Origin of the sequence: Stenotrophomonas sp. Iso1 (assembly GCF_027497995.1) — a bacterium.
Classification (GTDB): Bacteria; Pseudomonadota; Gammaproteobacteria; order Xanthomonadales; family Xanthomonadaceae; genus Stenotrophomonas.
In genome coordinates this window covers 421132-441385 of sequence record NZ_JAODBT010000002.1, presented here as the reverse complement: position 1 = coordinate 441385, position 20254 = coordinate 421132, and the positions used below count along the sequence as shown (strand labels likewise).

General features: G+C 62.1%; 16 protein-coding genes. 10 read left to right on the top strand and 6 right to left on the bottom strand.

The genetic code is table 11. The annotated features are described in order from the left end of the window. Positions 1–118 precede the first annotated feature (118 nt). Both PAN08_RS10925 and asd read left to right on the top strand, forming a co-directional pair. Positions 119–766 (top strand): SCO family protein, encoded by a 648-nt coding sequence (locus PAN08_RS10925; RefSeq protein WP_269791539.1) that lies wholly within the window; start codon positions 119–121, stop codon positions 764–766. Then, positions 763–1605, top strand: a complete 843-nt coding sequence (asd, locus tag PAN08_RS10920) for an archaetidylserine decarboxylase (protein ID WP_269791538.1) — start codon at positions 763–765, stop codon at positions 1603–1605. Before PAN08_RS10925 ends, asd begins: the two co-directional genes overlap by 4 nt. A 74-nt stretch (positions 1606–1679) precedes the next feature. On the opposite strand, the gene PAN08_RS10915 is transcribed toward asd, so the two are convergent. Beyond that, positions 1680–3260 carry a transglycosylase SLT domain-containing protein gene (locus PAN08_RS10915; protein WP_269791537.1) on the bottom strand — a complete coding sequence of 527 codons (1581 nt, stop codon included), beginning with the start codon at positions 3258–3260 and terminating at the stop codon, positions 1680–1682. A gap of 122 nt (positions 3261–3382) precedes the next feature. Here PAN08_RS10915 and PAN08_RS10910 point away from each other — a divergent pair, with 122 nt between their 5' ends. Continuing rightward, positions 3383–4888, top strand: coding sequence for a helicase HerA-like domain-containing protein (locus PAN08_RS10910; protein WP_269791536.1), 1506 nt, complete (start codon positions 3383–3385; stop codon positions 4886–4888). Between the two features lie 4 nt (positions 4889–4892). Beyond that, complete coding sequence (greB, locus tag PAN08_RS10905; RefSeq protein WP_269791535.1) at positions 4893–5396, top strand: transcription elongation factor GreB; 504 nt, start codon at positions 4893–4895, stop codon at positions 5394–5396. Here the strand turns inward: greB and PAN08_RS10900 are convergent, their stop codons facing one another. Together PAN08_RS10900 and rimO are read right to left on the bottom strand one after the other, a co-directional pair. Then, on the bottom strand, positions 5397–6230 hold the full coding sequence (locus PAN08_RS10900; RefSeq protein WP_269791534.1) for a DUF3025 domain-containing protein: 834 nt from the start codon (positions 6228–6230) through the stop codon (positions 5397–5399). Further along, complete coding sequence (rimO, locus tag PAN08_RS10895) at positions 6227–7588, bottom strand: 30S ribosomal protein S12 methylthiotransferase RimO (protein WP_269791533.1); 1362 nt, start codon at positions 7586–7588, stop codon at positions 6227–6229. Before rimO ends, PAN08_RS10900 begins: the two co-directional genes overlap by 4 nt. A gap of 383 nt (positions 7589–7971) precedes the next feature. On the opposite strand from rimO, the gene PAN08_RS10890 reads away from it, so the two are divergent. Genes PAN08_RS10890 through PAN08_RS10880 form a run of 3 tightly spaced genes read left to right on the top strand, consistent with a single transcriptional unit; the run spans position 7972 to position 9247 of the window. Then, complete coding sequence (locus tag PAN08_RS10890; protein ID WP_269791532.1) at positions 7972–8631, top strand: dienelactone hydrolase family protein; 660 nt, start codon at positions 7972–7974, stop codon at positions 8629–8631. Next, positions 8628–9050 carry an HIT family protein gene (locus PAN08_RS10885; protein WP_269791531.1) on the top strand — a complete coding sequence of 141 codons (423 nt, stop codon included), beginning with the start codon at positions 8628–8630 and terminating at the stop codon, positions 9048–9050. The genes PAN08_RS10890 and PAN08_RS10885 overlap by 4 nt, the downstream gene beginning before the upstream one ends. Before the next feature lie 29 nt (positions 9051–9079). Continuing rightward, the gene (locus PAN08_RS10880) at positions 9080–9247 is read left to right on the top strand and encodes a DUF5668 domain-containing protein (RefSeq protein ID WP_170183049.1); all 168 of its coding nucleotides are present in this window, start codon (positions 9080–9082) and stop codon (positions 9245–9247) included. 65 nt (positions 9248–9312) lie between these two features. On the opposite strand, the gene dcd is transcribed toward PAN08_RS10880, so the two are convergent. After that, complete coding sequence (gene dcd / locus PAN08_RS10875) at positions 9313–9885, bottom strand: dCTP deaminase (protein WP_269791530.1); 573 nt, start codon at positions 9883–9885, stop codon at positions 9313–9315. Positions 9886–10048: 163 nt separating this feature from the next. Beyond that, positions 10049–10909 carry an iron-sulfur cluster carrier protein ApbC gene (gene apbC, locus PAN08_RS10870; RefSeq protein WP_269791905.1) on the bottom strand — a complete coding sequence of 287 codons (861 nt, stop codon included), beginning with the start codon at positions 10907–10909 and terminating at the stop codon, positions 10049–10051. A 173-nt stretch (positions 10910–11082) separates the two neighbouring features. On the opposite strand from apbC, the gene PAN08_RS10865 reads away from it, so the two are divergent. Next, entirely contained in the window at positions 11083–13116 is a 2034-nt protein-coding gene (locus tag PAN08_RS10865; protein ID WP_269791529.1) for a prolyl oligopeptidase family serine peptidase, read from the top strand. Positions 13117–13264: 148 nt separating this feature from the next. Next, positions 13265–16141, top strand: coding sequence for a TonB-dependent receptor (locus tag PAN08_RS10860; RefSeq protein ID WP_269791528.1), 2877 nt, complete (start codon positions 13265–13267; stop codon positions 16139–16141). Between the two features lie 102 nt (positions 16142–16243). Here PAN08_RS10860 and PAN08_RS10855 read toward each other — a convergent pair whose 3' ends face one another. Beyond that, positions 16244–17845, bottom strand: a complete 1602-nt coding sequence (locus PAN08_RS10855) for an NAD(P)/FAD-dependent oxidoreductase (protein WP_269791527.1) — start codon at positions 17843–17845, stop codon at positions 16244–16246. 285 nt (positions 17846–18130) lie between these two features. Here PAN08_RS10855 and PAN08_RS10850 point away from each other — a divergent pair, with 285 nt between their 5' ends. Next, a complete protein-coding gene (locus PAN08_RS10850) occupies positions 18131–20224 on the top strand; it encodes a M13-type metalloendopeptidase (RefSeq protein ID WP_269791904.1) in 2094 nt (697 codons plus the stop codon). Positions 20225–20254: the final 30 nt, after the last annotated feature.

Below are 20254 nucleotides of genomic sequence, written 5' to 3'. Positions count from 1 at the left end.
TCGACTGCCAAAACCGCGTCCCCGCGCGGCGGCGGAAGCCGTCAATCCCCTACACTCGCGTGCTCCGCCAGCGGCCCAGCGCCTGCGGCGGCACCCTCTTGAACGGAAGCAACGGCCCATGTTCAACCGCAATACCGGCATCATCCTCGCCATCGCCCTGGCCGCCGGCCTCGGCCTGGTCTTGGCCCAAAAGGTGTTTGGCCCCACCAGCCAAGGCACCCGCGACAGCAGCTCGATCATCTTCTACGGAACGCCACGTACGTTGCCGGAGTTCGATCTGGCCCAGTCCGACGGCACCCGCCTGATCCCCGGCGAGTTGCGCGGCCATTGGACCCTCGTGTTTCTGGGCTTCACCTCCTGCCCGGACGTCTGCCCGACCACGTTGACCGAGCTGGCGCAGGCCCAGAAACAGTGGCAGTCCATCCCCGACAGCCTGCGGCCACGGGTGGTGTTCGTGTCAGTGGACCCGGAGCGCGATACCCCGGCACGGCTGGGCGAATACGCCCACGCCTTCCACAAGGACACGATTGCCGCGACCGCCGACGTGCCGTCACTGGAGCGCTTTGCCACCTCGCTGGGCATGCTGTTCCAGAAGGTGCCGGGCAAACATTTTGAAGAGAATCCGGGCGACTACAGCATGGATCACTCAGCCAGCATTGCCGTGCTCGATCCGCAGGGCCGCCTGGCCGGGCTGATGCGCCCCCCATTCAACCCGCAGGCCATCGCCAGCGACCTGATCAAGCTCACCGAGAACACCGCACCATGAGTCTGGTAACAACGCTCAGCTACGTCCTGCCCCACCGCCTGCTGTCCTCCATGGCGCGCTCACTGGCCTATTCGCAAAACCCGCGGATCTCGCGCTGGCTGATCGACACGGTAAGCGCGAAGTTCAACGTCAATCTGGCCGAAGCGGCCAACCCGGACCCGCGCAGCTACCCCAGCTTCAATGCGTTCTTCACTCGCGCCCTGAAGACGGGTGCACGCGTGGCCGCAGCCGATCCGCGCACGCTGACCATGCCCGCCGACGGCCGCATCAGCCAGCTCGGGCCGATTGCCGATGGCCGCATCTTCCAGGCCAAGGGCCAGTCGTTCACCGCCGCCGAGCTGCTGGGCGATGTCGCCGACGCCGAGCCGTTCAACAACGGCCTGTTCGCAACGGTCTATCTGTCTCCGCGTGATTACCACCGCGTGCACATGGCCTGGACCGGTACCCTGCGCGAAACCGTGCATGTACCCGGCCGCCTTTTCAGCGTTGGCACCGATGCGGTGGCCAACGTGCCGGGCCTGTTCGCCCGCAACGAACGCCTGGTCTGCCATTTCGATACCGACTTCGGGCCGATGGTGCAGGTGATGGTCGGCGCGCTGCTGGTCAGCGGCGTGGAGACGGTGTGGAGTGGCGAGGAAATCCCCGCCTATGGCGACCGCATCACCCGCAAGGATTGGCGCGGCAAGGGCATCACGCTGGAGCGCTTCGCCGAGATGGCGCGCTTCAACTATGGCTCCACGGTGATCGTGCTGCTGCCGCCGGGCGTAGCGGAGTTTGATCCTTCTTTGAAGGCCGAAAGCCCCGTGCAGTTGGGCCAGCCGCTGGCAAAGCTCCTGTAGGCGTTCAACGACCTGCCTCGTCAATGAGAAAGGGCGCCTTACGGCGCCCTTTCTCATTCCAGCGTCAACCGCACTCAGCGGCGGCAGCCTTCCAGCTTCAGGCTCTGCCCGGGCTTGAGCGCATAGGCAGGTGCACGCAGGCCATTGGCTCGCGCCAGTGCGGGAACACCGCACTGGAAACGATTGGCGATGCTGCCCAAGGTGTCGCCCCGTACCACGGTGTAGCTGCGCGCGGCACGACGAGCCGGTGCGGGCGCGGGACGCGGTGCCGGCGTTGCCACTGGCGGCGCGGCCTGCGCCGCTTGCAGGGCCTGCACGTCACCCACTGCCACACTGCCGGTAAACGCCGCCGCCGACGGGCGTTTGATCGCCGTATTGATATCGGCGGTGATCAGCGCGCGCGCAAGGTCTGCACGTGGACCACTCACGCAATAGCGGTTGTACAGACCGGCAATGCGGGTGGTGGCATTGATCGTGGTGCCAGCCGGAATCCAGCCGTCGGCCTCGTAACGCGGGTTGAGGTTGCGCAGCGCACGCATGTAGCCATCGCGGGTGCCGTTACTGCCCAGGCAGATGGTCAGCTCATAAATGGTGGTGGATTTGGCCAGACGGATCGTCGCCGGCTGCGCACTGATCTTGGGGAACTCCACGCCGTACTGCTGCGGGTGCAGGAATATCCACGCGGCAGCGATCACCATCGGCACGTAGTCCTTGGTTTCGCCGGGGAACTGGTTGTAGGCCGAATCCGTCCAGAAGCTCTGCCCACCGGCCTCGCGATAGATGCGAGCAGCACGGCCTTCGCCGCCGTTGTAGGCCGCCAAGGCGTATTCGATGTTCTTATTGAGCCCACGCATGCGCTCATTCATATAGGCCGCACTGGCCTCAGCGGCGCTGCGCGGGTCGAAGCGTGTATCGAAACCGGTGCCGTCCGGGCCCAGACCGAAACGGCGGCCGGTGGCCGGCATGAACTGCATCAGGCCCGCTGCGCCCACGCGCGAAGACGCATGCACGCGACCATTGGATTCCTTGGCCATGATGCCGAACAACAGCGCTTCGGGCAGCGCGTTCTTTTCCCACTCGGGCCACATCACCGCGCGCAGGTTCATGTAGTTCTCGTAGCTGGTCAGCAGCGACGGGCGCATGTCGGTGAGCCAGCGACGGATGCCGGCCTGGATGGCCGGGTTGTATTCGACCATCTCATCGAACGCATGCCGATGATCGTTCAGCAATGCTGCCGCACGCGCGGCTTCGGGCACATTGGCGACCAGCGGCGCGATATGGTCCGGGTCGGCTTCCAGCGGCCCGACATCCTCGTCGGCTTCCTCAGCGGTGCCATCGGACTGCTTTTTGAGCAGACGCTTGTAGGTGGTGAGCAGGCCACTGACCTGGCAGCCCTTCTGCGCGATGCAGGCAGTGAGCACGTCCTCCATGTCCTCCAGCGCCGCGTCGGCCTCCGGGGTTCCCTTGGGATCGGCGTTGGTTACCAGCACCAGCGCATCGTTGTAGCGCTTCTCTGCGGCGGTCATGCGCGCCTCGATGGCATCTACCTTGGCCTTGTCGCGGGCAGAAAGAGCGTGCGCGGCCGGCATCACGGTCAACAACGTGGCAGCCACCAGCAGCGGCAAGGGACGAACCGAGAACAGGGAAACAGGCATCAGCGACACTGCAGGCGAAAGGTCCAGCAGGGTAGCCGCCGGACTTGTCCGGGGGCAACAATGCCACCGCACCGATACAGTCGGCCGTTAGAATCCCCCTTCATTCATCAATGAGTGCCTCCATGGACCCGATCCTGCTCGGCAAAGGCGTCACCGACGACATCGCCGTCACCCTGCTCCCGCGTTTCGGCAACCGCCATGGCCTGGTGGCTGGCGCAACCGGCACCGGCAAGACGGTGACCCTGATGACGCTGGCCGAAGGGTTCTCGCGCCTGGGTGTGCCGGTGTTCCTGGCCGACGTGAAGGGCGATGTCGCCGGCCTTGCGGTCGCCGGCGACGGTGGCGAGAAGCTGGCCCAGCGCGCGGCCGACATCGGCGTGACGGACTATGCCGCTGCCGCCAGTCCGGTGGTGTTCTGGGATCTCTACGGCAAGCTCGGGCACCCGGTACGCACGACCGTCAGCGAGATGGGCCCCACCCTGCTCTCGCGCATTCTTGAATTGAACGACACCCAGTCCGGCGTGCTCGACATCGTGTTCAAGCTGGCCGATGACCGTGGCCTGCTGTTGCTCGACCTGGACGACCTGCGCGCCCTGCTCAATCTGGTGGCCGAGGAACGCAAGGACATCTCCACCGAATACGGGCTGGTCAGCGCGCAGTCGGTGGCCGCCATCCAACGCTCGCTGCTGCGCCTGTCGCAGGACGGCGGCGAAGCCTTCTTCGGTGAGCCGGCGCTGGAACTGGCCGACATCATGCGCGTCAACCATGACGGCCGCGGCGTGATCGGCATCCTTGCCGCCGCGCAGCTGATCCTCAAGCCGCGCCTGTATTCCACCTTCCTGCTGTGGCTGCTGTCGGAACTGTTCGAGCAGCTGCCGGAAGTGGGCGACCTGGAAAAGCCCAAACTGGTCTTCATCTTCGACGAAGCCCACCTGCTGTTCGACGACGCTCCCCCAGCACTGGTGCAGCGCATCGAGCAGGTGGTGCGCCTGATCCGCTCCAAGGGCGTGGGCGTGTACTTCTGCTCGCAGTTCCCGGACGACGTGCCCGCCAACATCCTTGGCCAACTCGGCAACCGCGTGCAACACGCGCTGCGCGCCTTCACCCCGCGTGACCAGAAGGCAGTGAAGACCGCCGGCGAGACCTTCGTCCCCAATCCAAAACTCGACGTGGTTGCCACGCTCTCGCAACTGGGCACCGGCGAAGCGCTGGTCTCCACGCTGCAGGACAAGGGCATTCCCTCGCCAGTACAGAAAACACTGATCGCACCGCCGCGTTGCCGCATGGGCTCGATCACCGATACCGAGCGTGCTCAGGTGCGTGCCGGCAGCTCGGTTGGCACCCGCTATGACACCGCCGTGAACCGTGAATCAGCCGCCGAGCTGCTGGCCCAACGCGCTGAAAAAACCGTTGAGAAAGCCGACACACCAAAGGCGCGCACCCGCGAGCAGGACGACACTCAGGAAGGTGGCTTTGGGCAGAGCATCAAGGACGCGATCTTCGGCACCAAGCGTCGCCAGGGCATGATCGAAACCATGGCCAAACAGACCACGCGTACCGTGGGCACCAAGCTGGGCAATCAGATCGTGCGCGGCATCCTCGGCGGCATTTTTGGCGGCAAGCGCTGAGCCCATGGGTCGTTGGCGCCCCCCGGCAGAAAAGAGCACTGCGCTGATCACGCCGCAAGGCCATGCCCGTTTGAAGACGGAGCTGGACGAACTATGGCGCCAGCGGCGGCCGGAAGTGGTCAAGGCATTGGCGGCGGCGGCGGCCGAAGGCGACCGCTCCGAGAACGCCGAATACACCTATCGCAAGAAGCAATTGGGCGAAATCGACCGCCGCGTGCGTTACCTGAGCAAGCGGCTGGAAGCCCTGCGCGTGATCGACACCACGCCCAGCGATCCAGAGGCCGTGTTCTTCGGCGCGACGGTGGAACTGGAAAACGTAGCCTCCGGCGAAAGCCACACCTACCGCATCGTTGGCCCGGACGAGACCGACGCGCCCACCGGCTACATCAGCATCGACTCGCCGTTGGCGCGTGCCCTGCTTAAGAAGCGTATCGACGATGAGTTTGCGGTCGAACTGCCAAGCGGCGTCACCCGCTTCGTGCTGATCGACGTCAGTTACGAAGGCTGATCAACGCAAGGGCCGCGGGTACACGCGGCCTTCGCGCAACGGGCGGAAGTAGTCCGCCTGCGCGTAGAAATGCGTGTCCTGCTGCGAATGCCAACCGGGTATGCCGGCTAACGGCAACGGGCGCAGTTCCGCAGGTGCCGCAAGCACTTCACCTTCAAGGATCGCTTCGGCAACACGCGTAATGCAGGCGGCCTCATCTTCGCCCTGCACCACCAGGCATTTGCCGACCAGCAACCGCCCTGGCACCAGCATCTGTTCCATCAGCGCGTGGCCGATGACACCCGCGATGGCGATATCGCCGCTGCGCCACCGCGCTGCATTCGCATGCATCAACGCTGACCAGTCATGCGCATCCCAGGCATCCAAAAGAGTCGCATCGCGCACCCGCACAATCAGGCCGGTTTCGTCGAATTGGGTCAACGCCTGCTGCCCGGCATTACGTGCGCTCTGCCCCATGCGTGCGATGTGCGTGCATTGCTGTGCATTGAGTGCGTGTTTGATAGCCGAATGCCGTGCCCACACCATGGCATTGAACAGGTCATGCCAGTTCTGCAGGCGTGTGGCGATGCGCCCCTGCAAGATGCGGCTTTCGTAGTGCAGGCCGTCTTCCAGCAACGCCGCGTCCTGCGTGACGAAACAGCGCCCCGGCAACGGCATACGCGCATTGAGCACGTCGATATCGGGCCAAGCATCGCTGGCCATCAACGTGTACCACGCAGAAAATTCCGCAAACAACGGATGCTGGAAGCAGGCGGCGTCCACCTGCTCGCGCGGTGGCGCAATGAAGCGGCGCCGGGCAGTGCCGGCACCGGATTCAGATGCTGATTCGGTCACAGCACCTTGAGGTCGAACGGATTGCCGGCCGCCTCGATGATGGCGTCGCCAAAAAGATCGTGTTCGTCGCTTTCCGTGATCTCGACATTGACGAAATCACCGATACGCAGCTTGGCTTCCGTAGCGTTCTGGATATGCACCAGCCCGTCGATTTCCGGCGCATCGGCCTTGGAACGGGCCACGGCGATGCCGTCTTCGATCACATCGACCAAGCACTGCTGCACGGTGCCGATCTTGGATTCAAGCTTGGCCGCAGAAATGGCCGCCTGCTTTTCCATGAAACGTGCCAGACGCTCCTGCTTCACTTCTTCCGGCACCGGGTCTGGCAGGTCATTGGCGGTGGCGCCATCGACCGGCGAGTACGCGAATGCGCCCACGCGGTCGAGCTGGGCCACGTCCAGGAAGTCGAGCAACTGTTCGAACTCGGCGTCGGTCTCGCCAGGGAAGCCGACGATGAAGGTCGAGCGCACAGTGATGTCCGGGCTGATCTCACGCCAGCGCAGCACGCGCTCCAGCGTCTTGTCGACCGCGCCCGGGCGCTTCATCAGCTTGAGGATGCGCGGGCTGGCGTGCTGGAACGGGATGTCCAGGTACGGCAGGATTTTGCCTTCGGCCATCAGCGGCACCACGTCGTCGACGTGCGGATACGGGTAGACGTAATGCAGACGCGTCCACGCGTCCAGCTCGGACAGGCCTTCGCACAGCGCCTTCATGCGCGTGGCGTATTCCTTGCCGCGCCAGGTGCCCGGCGCATACTTGCGGTCCACGCCGTAGGCCGAGGTGTCCTGCGACACCACCAGCAATTCGCGCACGCCGCCCTTCACCAGACGCTCGGCCTCACGCAACACCTCATCGACCGGGCGCGAAACAAGATCGCCACGCATCGACGGAATGATGCAGAAGCTGCAACGGTGATTGCAGCCTTCAGAAATCTTCAGATAGGCGTAATGGCGCGGGGTCAGCTTGATGCCGTAGTCCGGCACCAGATCCACGAACGGATTGTGCTTGGGCGGCAGCGCGGCATGCACCGCGTCCATCACGCTGGTGTAGTCCTGCGGGCCGGATACCGACAGCACATCCGGGTAGTGCTCACGGATCATGTCCCCCTTCTTGCCCAGGCAACCGGTGACGATGACCTTGCCGTTCTCGCTCATCGCCTCACCAATGGCATCCAGCGACTCGGCCACCGCCGAATCAATGAAGCCACAGGTGTTGACCACCACCACATCGGCCGAATCGTAGGACGGCACGATGTCATAGCCCTCCACCCGCAACTGGGTGAGGATGCGCTCGGAATCGACAAGAGCCTTCGGGCAGCCAAGGCTGACGAAGCCGACTTTGGGGTTCAGCTGGGACATGTTCACAAAATTCTGAAGGCCGGGGCCGGAATGACCACAGGGCCGGAGAGCCCGCGATTATACCGGCCCCCGGCCGTCACGCCCTGCAACTGGCTTAACGGGGCTAAGCAAGATATTGATCTCCAAGCCCCCATCGCCGGACAGACTCATAAGCCCCTCCTCCGCCTGCGGGGTGAGAGGGCCAGTGCTTGCGAACCACCGGTTCGCTGCCCATCGAGCGCCCTTGCGCTGGCGCAAGGACCCGGGCGCGGAGCGGGGGTTGGGGTGAGGGGAAGCTTCTAGCTCACAGAGTCAGAAGCCCCCAACCGCCCTTCGGGCACCTTCCCCCGCAGGCGGGAGAAGAGATTGATACCTTGCACCCTTCCCCACGACGGAGCCTTCCCATGCCCCAATGGATCACCCTGCCCACCGCCCTCGGCCCGGTCCGCGCCTGGCAGGCCCTGCCCGAAGGCACGCCGCGTGCCGGCCTGGTTGTCATCCAGGAGATTTTCGGTGCCAACGCCCATATCCGCCATGTCGCCGAGCAGTACGCCGCCGAAGGCTACGCCGTGCTGGCGCCGAATTTCTTCGACCCGCTAGCGCCCGGGCTCGAACTGGACTACGACGCCGACGGCGTCAGCCGCGGCAAGGCGCTGGTGACCGAACTGGGCGTGGACCGCGCCGTCAGCATCGTCGAAGCCGCCGCCGAGCAGCTGGCGCGCTACGGCAAGGTCGGCACCGTCGGCTATTGCTGGGGTGGCACCATCGCCCTGCTGGCTGCGCAACGGCTGGGCCTGCCATCGGCCAGCTACTACGGCGCGCGCAATGTGCCGTTCCTGGACATCCACTTCAAAGCCCCGGCAATCTTCCACTTTGGCGACCTGGACGCCTCCATCCCGGCCGCCGCCGTTGCAGCGCACCGTGAAAAGCAACCCACATTGCCGGTATACGTGTATCCGGCCGACCACGCCTTCAACCGCGAGGTCGGCATGCACTACCACGCTCCCAGCGCCCAGCTGGCGCGCGAACGCACCTTGGCCTTCTTCAGCGAGAACCTGCGATGACCGAAGCTGTGACGTCTGATTTCGAACTTGATACTCGCCTTGCCGCCGACAGCGTACTGATCGCTGACGGGCCCTTGTCCCAGATCCGCCTGATGAACGACGACCGCTTTCCATGGGTGGTACTGGTTCCGCGCGTCGCGGGTGTCAGTGAATGGATCGACCTGGACGGCGGCCAGCAGCGCCTGCTGCTGGCTGAGATCAACCAGATCTCACAGCACCTCAAGCAGAAGCCCAATGTCACCAAGATCAACATCGGCGCGCTAGGCAACATTGTGCGCCAGCTGCATATCCACCTGATCGGCCGCCACGAGGGCGATGCTGCCTGGCCCGGCCCGGTCTGGGGCAACGGCAAGGCGCAGCGTTTCGATGCGGACGTGCTGGCCCAGCGTGTCGAAATCTGGCGCCAGCGGCTACGATAAGCGCCTTCTCACCAACGGACTTCCCGCCGATGCGTTCCAACCTGATCGCCGCCCTGATCCTGATCATCGTCGGCCTGTTTTTCCTGGCCAAAAACCTGGGCTGGATCAACGGCAACATCGGCACGATGCTGGCCACCTGGTGGCCGGCCATCCTGGTCGCCGTAGGCATCGGCATGCTGTTCGGGCGCGGCAAGTAAGCCCCGCCAACTGGAAACGAAAAGGGCGCGGAATTCCGCGCCCTTTTTTATTCTGCCCGCACTGGTCAGGTCCGCGGCAAGGTCACGCCGGTCTGGCCCTGGTACTTGCCACCGCGGTCCTTGTACGAGGTCTCGCAGACATCATCCGCGTCAGCCTGGAAGAACAGCATCTGTGCCACGCCTTCATTGGCGTAGATGCGCGCCGGCAGCGGCGTGGTGTTGGAGAACTCCAGCGTCACGTGGCCTTCCCATTCCGGCTCCAGCGGGGTGACGTTGACGATGATGCCGCAGCGCGCGTAGGTGCTCTTGCCCAGGCACACCACCAGCGTATCGCGCGGGATGCGGAAGTACTCCACGGTGCGGGCCAGCGCGAACGAGTTCGGCGGGATGATGCACTCGTCGGCCTCGATGTCCACGAAGCTCTTCGGGTCGAAGTGCTTGGGGTCGACGATGGTGGAGTTGATGTTGGTGAACACCTTGAACTCACGCGAGCAACGCACGTCGTAGCCGTAGCTGGAGGTGCCGTAGCTCACGATGCGCTGGCCGTCCACCTGCTTGATCTGCCCGGGCTCATACGGCTCGATCATGCCGTGCTGTTCGGACATGCGGCGGATCCAACGGTCGCTCTTGATGCTCATTCAATGATCCTGATTACGTGGTGCTGCAGCGCGCTGCAGCGGTCGGGGTGGCCGATTCTAGCCCAGACCCACCACTCACCCGTACCCCGCAGCGGACCGGACACTCATATATATAAGGCCCCGGGAATGCCGGGGCCCGCATGTCAGCTACCGCGATGCGGTGTTAGAGCAGCGACGACAGAATGGGAATGCTGGCGCGTGGCCGCTTGGCCAGCTCCTCGACCATCCGCCGCGCCGCCGCCAGATAAGCCTGTGCCGCGGCCGAATCCGGTGCCGACGCCACAATCGGCGTACCCGCATCGCCCTGCTCCCGAATGCCGATATCCAGCGGCAGCGAGCCCAGCAACGGCACCCCGTACTGCTCAGCCATGCGCTGGCCGCCACCTTCGCCAAACAGATGCTCGATGTGGCCGCAGTTGGAGCAGGTGTGCACGGCCATGTTCTCGACGATGCCAAGCACTGGAACCTCGACTTTTTCAAACATTTTCAAGGCCTTGCGCGCATCCAGCGTGGCGATGTCCTGCGGCGTGGTGACGATGACCGCACCAGCCACCGGAATTTTTTGCGACAGCGTCAACTGGATATCACCCGTGCCGGGCGGCAGGTCGATCAGCAGGAAATCCAGGTCGCCCCACAACGTGTCGTTGAACAGCTGGGTCATTGCCGTGGTAGCCATCGGCCCACGCCAGATCATCGGCGAGTCCTGTTCGATCAGGAAACCGATGGACATGGCCTCCACCCCGAACGCCCGCAACGGCTCGATGCTCTTGTTGTCCGGGCTTTCGGGACGGCCACTCAAGCCCAGCATGACCGGCACGCTCGGGCCATAGATGTCGGCATCCAACACCCCGACCCGCGCGCCCAGCTTATGTAGCGCCAATGCCAGATTCACGGCGGTAGTGGACTTACCCACCCCGCCCTTGCCTGACCCGACCGCAATGACATTGCGGATACGCGGATGGGGGGAAAGCCCTTTTTGCACACGATGAGCGGCCAAACGCGGCGATGACGTATCTACCTGCATATCTCTGAATTGGAAAACAAAACGTTGCTGATAGTGCCACAGCACCATCTCAGCGACCTTGCGCCCACCGAGCGCGACTGATGCTGTTGACGCGAGTACAGCAGTCGTTCATCTTCACTCAAAAGATGCACAAATTCGGCACAGGCAATTCACTCGTCAAGGACGCACCACGCATGAAATCCCGCATTCCGGCCAAACTCGCTTTGGCAGCAGGCCTCCTCCTCGCAGCAACCTCGTCACTGGCCGCGCCCACGCCACTGCCGGTCGAGAGTTTCGCCAAGATTCCCGCCATTCAGTCTGTAACGATGAGCTCGGACGGCAAACGCCTGGTCGCAATCGTCAGCGCCCCCGGCAGCAATTACAGCGATACCGCGCTGGCCAACTGGGATCTGGACAACCTTGCCGCCGGGCCGTCCTCCATCACGCCCTCCGGCGACCGCATGAAGTTCATCGCGGCCAGCGCCCTGAAGGCCGGCAAGACACTCGTACTCGGCCGTCAGGAGTTCACCGGGCAACTAGCAGGCTGCGGCGAGGGCAACTCGACCGGCGCCACCAAAACCTTCCTCACCAAGGCCTACCTGACTGATTCCAGCCAGGGCAAGTTCAACGAAGCTTTTGCAGACAACACCCGGAAGCTCGGAGTAAGCGAACAAACCCAACGTTGCCTGGAGCTCGCCGGCACTGCATCCCTGGTTCACTCGCTGCCGCTGGAGCCAGACAAAGTCATTATTTCCCAGGTCAACCAGTCCACGCTGTCGGCCAACTACTACCTTTACAACCTGCAGACCGGCCAGACCGAACTGCTCTTTCGAGGTGGCACACGCTCCTCGCCCGGTCTGTTCCACCCGCGCAATGGCGAACTACTTACGCGCACCCAGATCGAACCAGCAGGTTCGACGGAGTACGAGCAGCAGATCCTGATCAAGAACAAGAGCAGTGGGCAGTTTGAAAAACATGACCTACTGACCACAAAACTCAGCGATCGCTACAGCATGGAAATCGCGGGCATTGACGATGCCACCGGCAAGCTTTACGTACTCACCGACAAGTTCTCGGACCAGACTCAAGCCTGGCAGTACGACCCTGCCAAGAAGGAGTTCGACAAAGAGCCGTTGGCAGCGCATCCAGAGTTCCCCATCAGCGCACTCATCCTGGGCACCCGTCCGAGCAACTTCAATCAAGTCCTGGGTTTCTATGTGGACGGGCCACACCGCGAGGCCGTGTACGTGGACCCACAGATGAAGGCGCTCAGCGACAGCCTGAAACAGGCCTACCCGGGGCAGTACGTTGCGATCACCGGCTACAACGACGACCTGTCCAGGGTTCTGTTCACCACCAGTAGCGCGAGCCAACCTGCCTCGTACTACGTTCTGATGGACAAGAAGAGCGTCACACCGCTGGGTAGCGAACGTCCGTGGGTGGACAGCAATCAAATCGGCGAACAGCGCTGGGTCAGCTACACCGCGCGCGATGGCAGAAAGATTCCAGCCATCCTCGACCTCCCGGCCGGCTGGAAAGAGGGTGACGGCGCATTGCCGGCGCTCGTCCACCCCCATGGTGGCCCGTGGGCAAGGGATTACACCGGCTGGGATGCCTCCGGCTGGGTCCCCTTCTTCACCTCGCGTGGTTATGCGGTGATTCGTCCGCAGTACCGAGGAACCACCGGCTTCGGCCGCGCGCACTGGATCGCTGGCGATAAGCAGTGGGGCCTGACGATGCAGGATGACAATGATGATGCCGCCGCCTGGCTGGCCTCACAGGGCATCGCAGCGAAAGATCGCATCGCAATCTTCGGCTACTCCTACGGCGGTTTCGCAGCCGCAGCGGCCACGGTGCGCAGCCCATCACCATTCCAGTGCGCAATTGCTGGCGCACCCGTAACCGACCTTGCGCGCATTGGCGCCTCGTGGAGCGAGAACCGCCTTCAGCGGATCTTGCAGGGCCAGACCGTCAAGGGCATGGACCCCATGCAGAACACAGACAAAGTGAACATCCCGGTACTGCTGTACGTGGGCGACCGCGACGTACGTACCCCGGCCTTCCATGCCCGCAGTTTCTACAACGCAGTGCAAGCCAAGGTTCCCGCCAAGTTCGAGCTGATCCCCGACATGCCGCACAGCATGCCCTGGTACCCGCGCCACTACGAAGCAACCCTCCCACTGATGGAGAGCTTCCTGCGCAGTGACTGCGGCCCCGGAGGCCTCTAAGCCATAGATCACCCGCCTGAATGCGACCCAAAAATATGAACAAAATATAAATTAAAGTTATTTCATTTGAAATAAATTCATATTGCATTTAGGTTTCTTGCTACCTACACTCGCTTAACTTAAGCGTAACAAAAGGGGATTCAACACAATGCGCAAAACCAATGAGCAACTGAAGCCAATTCGCCTGCCACTAACCCTGGCTGTTCTTGCCTGTCTGCAAGCAGCGCCAGTCTTCGCGCAGGAAGCAGTATCAGAAACGACCGGAAGCACAACCTCCTCGGAAAGCAAGAAGGCTGCCACGGACCTTGACAAGGTAACCGTCACAGGATCACTAATTCGCCGCGCCGACTACGAGACCGCGTCGCCGGTGTTTACCATTGAAACAGAGACCAACACCGCCCAGGGCCAGGTCAACGTCGGTGAATTCCTGCAGAAGTCGGCCATTGGTGCCGCTGAAACCCAGATCACGCACCAGTTCGGCGGTTTCGTCGTCGACGGTGGTACCGGCGTACAGACATTCTCCCTGCGCGGCCTTGGCGCCAACCGCACCCTGGTTCTGCTGGATGGCCAGCGTCCCGGCCCGGCAGGCACCCGCGGTGCTGTTGGCGCATTCGACCTGAACGTCATTCCGACCGCCGTGCTGCAGCGCGCCGAGATCGTGAAGGACGGCTCATCGTCGATTTATGGCTCTGATGCCGTTGCAGGCGTTGTGAACCTGATCACCAAGAAGAATTTCGATCGCCCGGAGCTGACCGTTACTTCGCGCATCCCGCAACATGGTGGCGGTGAAGTTTTCGCCGCTTCGCTGGCCAATGGTTGGAACTTCGAGCGTGGCAGCGTCGTCGCTGCCGTCGAGTGGTACCGCCACAACGAAATGACTCGCGGCGACCGCGACTTCCTCAACTGCTCGGAAGACCTGATCAAGGATGCAGATGGCAACCGCATTGACCGCGAAGACCATTCGATCTACGGCAACACCCCGTACGGCGGTTGCAACAACATGTTGCACAACGTCATCGACGATTACGACCTCGGCACGCGCTATGTGCCGTCGCCGGATGGCAGCACGATTGGCCCGTTCCCGGGCTATCGCCCGCGTAACAACAAAACTTACGCCAACAATGATGTCGCCTATTACGAAGAGCCGCTGAACTTCCCCGGCTGGGGTCAAGCGCACATCATGAATCGTCAGGAACGTAAGTCCGCCTACCTGGCTACGGACTTTGGCTTCGATTCATTCAACTGGAAAACTCAGTTCCTTTATAACCAGCGCGAAACCAATAACTTCCAGTGGCGTCAATTCTTCCCGGTCGTCGAAGGCCCCGCAGGTGGCGATGTGGCTTACGCCATGCCGGTGATGCCATTCAAGTCGATCAATCAAACAAAGGTTGACTACTTCTACTTCGCCAACAAGCTCGATGGTCTCTTTAAGGGCACCGATACTTGGGGTTGGGAGGTTAACGCCAACTACAGCCGCTCCAGTGGCACATACAACGACCTGGGCATCAATACCTCGCTTACAGGCGATCTGACTGAGCCGAACGGTGGTGACACTCCAGCTGCCAACTATTTCGACCCGGGCTACCTCAGCGGCGCCAAGGTTGATGAATTAGTCAGCATTTTAGGGCTCTGGGACAAGGGCAAGACCACCTACGATCAAACTGCGATCAACGCCGTGTTCAGTGGTGAAGCTTTCGAGCTACCCGCCGGTGCGGTTGGCGTAGCGGCTGGCCTGGAGTATCGCTACTACAAAATCGATGATCAGCCGGGCGAACAAACCCGTAACCAAAACATGTGGGGAGCATCTAGCGCCAACGTCACCAAGGGTGACGACAAGGTCAAAGAAGCATTCTTGGAAGTTGATGTCCCGCTCATCAAGGGTGTCACTGGCATCGAATCGCTGAGTCTCAACGCTTCCGGCCGCATGTTCCAGTATGACTCGATCGATGGCACTGACAATGTCTGGAAGCTCGGCCTGAATTGGCAGATCAACTCGGCCCTGCGCCTTCGCGGCACTCTCGGCACGTCGTATCGTGCTCCCGGTCTGTACGAGCTTTATCTGGGCAACCAGAGCGGCTTCCTCGGCCAGACCGGAATCGATCCGTGCATCCGCTGGAACGAGAGCACCAACGACAACATCCGAGCCAACTGCGGTGCTGCTGGTATTCCCGGCGACTACACCGCAGCAGGCAACAGCAGCGCTATTGTATATACCAGTGGTGGTGCGGGTCAGCTCAAGCCCGAAACCTCGCGCGCCAAGAGCGCAGGTTTGGTGTTCACACCGGCGTTCGCCAACCTCAGCATCGCGATCGATTACTTCGACTATGAAGTCAGTGACCAGATCTCGGCGCTGGATGCCGGCGACATCGTTGGTGGCTGCTACGGTGCTTCCAACTTTCCGAACAAGTTCTGCGACTTGATGGTTCGCAATCCAGCTACTGGCGGTGAGGCGTACAAGATCAAGGAGGTATATGCACAGTACGTCAACATCAACAAGCAGCGTACCCGTGGTTGGGACATGACCTTGAATTGGGAACAGGAGTTCGGCTTTGGAAAGCTGGCACTGGACACCCAGGTAACCTACACACTGGAAGACGTCATGCAGCTATTTGATAGCGCAGAAGCCAGTGGCTTGTCGGATTCTGATCAACTCGGCTTCATTGGCCGTCCTGATCTGGTAGCCAATTTGGGACTCAGCTTGAAGCGTGGTGACTGGACCTACAACTGGTTGACGCAGTACATCGGAAAAACTGAAAACAAGGATCTGAAGGAACAAGTCACCTATCAAGGCCGCCCGAACTCGTTCCGTGATATCACGGCGAATACTGGGATTTACCACACGGCATCGTTGAGCTACGACCAGGCTGACTGGCAGATTCTCGTTGGTGTTTCCAACGTGTTCGATGCCGAACCACCAAAGGTTTCCACCGGGTCGGCTACCCGCTACGGCAACATTCCGGCCTTCGCAACGCAGTACGACTACTATGGCCGCACCCCGTTCGTGCGTCTGAAGTACAAGTTCTGATAGAAACTGGCTGTTTTAGTTAGGAAAGGGAGGCGACGAAAGTCGCCTCCCTTTTTTTTGTATTTACCAGCAGCTACAACAAAAACTGCCCACACAAGAAATTCAACGCGTCATCAGAATTTCCCGCGCCGCATTAAACCCCGGCGCCCCGGTCACCCCTCCACCCGGATGCGTGCCCGATCCGCACAAATAGAGGCCGGGAATCGCACCCCGATAGTTGGCCTGGCCCACCATCGGGCGCGCACTGAAGATCTGATTCAAGCTCAACGCGCCGTGGAAGATGTCGCCACCGATCAGGCCGAAGGTTCGCTCCAGGTCGAGCGGACTCATGATCTGCCGGCCGAGGACGGAATCCGCAAAGCCCGGCGCATGTTTGTCGACGGTGGCGATCATCAGATCGGCGACTTCTTCGCGGTGGTCATCCCAACTGCGTCCATCGGACAACTGCGGGGCAACGTGCTGGCAGAAAAGGCTGGCGACATGCTGCCCAGGCGGTGCGAGTGAATCGTCCAACGTGCTGGGGATCAGCATTTCGACCACCGGTTCGCGCGACCATCCGTGTTGGCGTGCATCCACGTACGCGCGATCCATGTAATCCAGGCTCGGCGCGATGATGATGCCGGCGGTGAGGTGATCGCCCTGCCCCGGCAACACGGTGAACTCAGGCAGTCGCGATAGCGCGACATTCATGCGAAACGTGCCCGAGCCACAACGCCAGTTCCCCATGCGCTCAAGTGTTGCCGGTGGCACATCGGCGGCATCCAACAATCGCTCGTACAACAGTTTGGGATTGACGTTGGCGACGATGACCTTGCCACGCAGCACGTCGCCGGTTGCAGTGACGACACCGGTCGCCTTGCCCTGCTCGACCAGCACCTTGTTGACGGCAACGTCGGTGCGTATTTCCACACCCGCTTCCATCGCCGCACGCGCCATCGCCTGGGTGATCGCGCCCATGCCGCCGATGGCGTGCCCCCACGCACCTTTGACGCCGTTGCTTTCGCCGAACACATGATGCAACAGCACGTACGCCGTGCCTGCCGCATACGGACTGGCGTAATTGCCGACGATGCCGTCGAAACCGAACAGCGCCTTGATCGCTGCGCTCTCGAACCAGCGATCCAGATACTCGGCGGCAGAGATGGTGAACAGATCCAACAATTCCTGCTTCAGCCCCGCGTCCAGCGTTTGCAATTGCAGGCCCAGCTTGCCGGCCTTCCACAGTTCCGGCAGCGCGCGCAGCCAATTACCGTCCGTCACATTGGGCGGTGCCTGCAACGCCAGGGCGCGGAGCACGTCGGCGAAGATTTCCAGCCGTCGCTCATATTCGGGCAGGCGCTCTGCATCGCGTTGCGAAAACTTCGCCACCTCGGCCTGCGTGCGACCGCCCCCGGCCAGCAGATATTGACCATTCGGCAGCGGCAGGAAGTTGTTTATCCGGCGCGACACAACCCGCAGGCCATGACGCTCAAGTTCCAGGTCAGCGATCACCCGGGGTTGCAGCAACGACACCGTATAAGACGCCACGGAGTTGCGGAAACCCGGATGAAACTCCTCGGTCACCGCTGCGCCGCCCACTACCGTGCGACGCTCGAGTACCAGTACCCGCTTGCCCGCCTTGGCGAGATACGCCGCGCAGACCAGGCCGTTATGGCCTCCACCGATGAGGATCGCGTCCCACTGCTTGGCTGATGTCTGGGTCATGGGCGTTGTATAGCACTGGTGGGGAAACGCCGGCCATGGGAATGCATTTACCTCGGGCTAACGCAGAAGAGAAGTACGGACTTTGCGGGTTGGAACCCCCTCATCCGCCCTCCCCGTTTGCCGTGTGAAAGGGAGGGAACAGGTTTGCTGCGGGCCGCAGGATCACCCGGCCGGGCATTACCTTCGACACCCCTTGCCGATCAGTTTCAGGCGTATCTTCTGCGATCGGCCCTGGTTGCGGGGCCACACCTGTGCACTGCAAACGGCCTGGAGGCCAATCCCGTGATCGTTAGTAACCCAAAAATTCTCCTGCTGACCCTGGCCGTCTCGGCTGCGCTGGTCGGCTGTAAGAAGGAAGAAACCCCGGCTGCCCCGGCTACCGCTCCGGCAGCTGCCGCCACCGAACTGAAGCTGGACGAATCCAAGCTGCCAGCCTACAACGCCTTCACCGCGGCCGACCTCGACACCAGCAAAGACGCCTGTACCGATTTCGGCGGCTATGTAAACGACAAGTGGCTCAACGCCAACGAAATCCCGGCCGACCGTACCAGCTGGGGCGCCTTCACCATCCTGGACGAGCGCTCGGTCGCCGTGCAGCACCAGCTGGCCGAGCAGGCCGCTGCGATGAAGAACGCCACTGGCATCGAGAAGATCGTCGGCGATTTCTGGGCCGCCGGTATGGATGAGGCCAAGATCAACTCGCTGGGTATCACCCCGCTGCAGGGCGACCTGACTGCGATCGATGCACTGCAGGACAAGGCCGCCATCGCCGACTACCTGCGCAGCACGGCCGCCAAGGGCGAGAACGTGCTGTTCGGCTTCGGCCCGGAAGCGGACTTCAAGAATTCGTCCATGAACATGGCCTACGCCAGTCAGGGCGGTCTGGGCTTGCCGGACACCACCTATTACACCGATGCCAGCAAGGCCGACAAGCTCAACGCCTACAAGGCGCACGTCGCCAAGGTACTGGAACTGTCGGGCGTGGCCGCTGCTGATGCCGCCAAGCAGGCTGATGACGTGGTGAAGTTTGAAACCCGTCTGGCCAAGGCATCCAAGTCCAGCGTCGAGCTTTCGCGCGATGTTTCGCTGTACTACAACCCCGTCACCGTGGCCGATGCCGACAAGCTGACCCCGAACTTCAGCTGGACCGAGTTCTTCAAGGCCCAGGGCATCGCGGCACCGGCGTCGTTCTCACTGGCCATCCCGAGCTTCCATGAGGAAGTGAGCAAGATGCTGGGCGACACCGACCCGGCTGCATGGCGCGCCTACCTGCGCTTCCACACCGTGGACGGCGCCTCGCCGTTCCTGAGCGACGCTTTCGTGCAGGAGAACTACGCGTTCTACGGCAAGGAACTGAACGGCCAGAAGGAAATCAAGCCGCGCTGGAAGCAGGTGCTCGGCACGGTTGAAAACAATGCCGGCGAAGCGTTCGGCCAGATGTACGTCAAGGTCGCCTTCTCGCCGGAAGCCAAGGCCAAGATGGAAGTGCTGGTCAAGAACCTGGCCGACGCGCTGAAGGAGCGCATCCAGGGCCTGGCGTGGATGAGTGATGAAACCAAGGCCAAGGCCATCGCCAAGTGGGAAACCTTCACCCCGAAGATCGGTTACCCGGACAAGTGGCGCGACTGGAGCGGCCTGAGCACCACCCACGATGACTACCTGGGCAACGTGCGCGCCGCCAACGCTTTCAACTACAAGTGGGCGCTGGGCAAGATCGGCCAGCCGGTGGACAAGACCGAGTGGGGCATGACCCCGCAGATGGTCAACGCCTATTACAACCCGCTGCAGAACGAGATCGTGTTCCCGGCTGCCATCCTGCAACCGCCGTTCTTCGACATCAACGCCGACGACGCGCTCAACTACGGCGGTATCGGTGCGGTGATCGGCCATGAGATGACCCATGGTTACGACGATCAGGGCAGCCGTTTCGGACCGACCGGCAACTTCGAAAACTGGTGGACCGAAGCTGACTCGAAGGGCTTCGCTGGCCTGACCGGCAAGCTGGTCAACCAGTTCAACGAGTACAAGGTGGGCGACCAGCAGGTCAATGGCTCGCTGACCCTGGGCGAGAACATCGCCGACCTGGGTGGCCTGGCGACCGCTTACGACGCCCTGCAGAAGGCCAGCGCCGGCAAGGAAGACCCGAAGGTCGAAGGCCTGAGCCGCGACCAGCGCTTCTTCGCCAACTGGGCGACCGTGTGGCGTACCAAGTACACCCCGGAAAACGCCAAGGTCCGCCTTGCAACCGATCCGCACGCCCCGGCACAGTTCCGTGCCATGGGTGCGCCGTCAAACCTGCCGACCTTCGCTGCTGCATTCCAGTGCAAGGCCGGCACGCCGATGGTCCGCGCTGGCGACAAGCAGGTGGTCATCTGGTAATTGCCGCCCTGCGGTAAAGCTGCGTGCGTA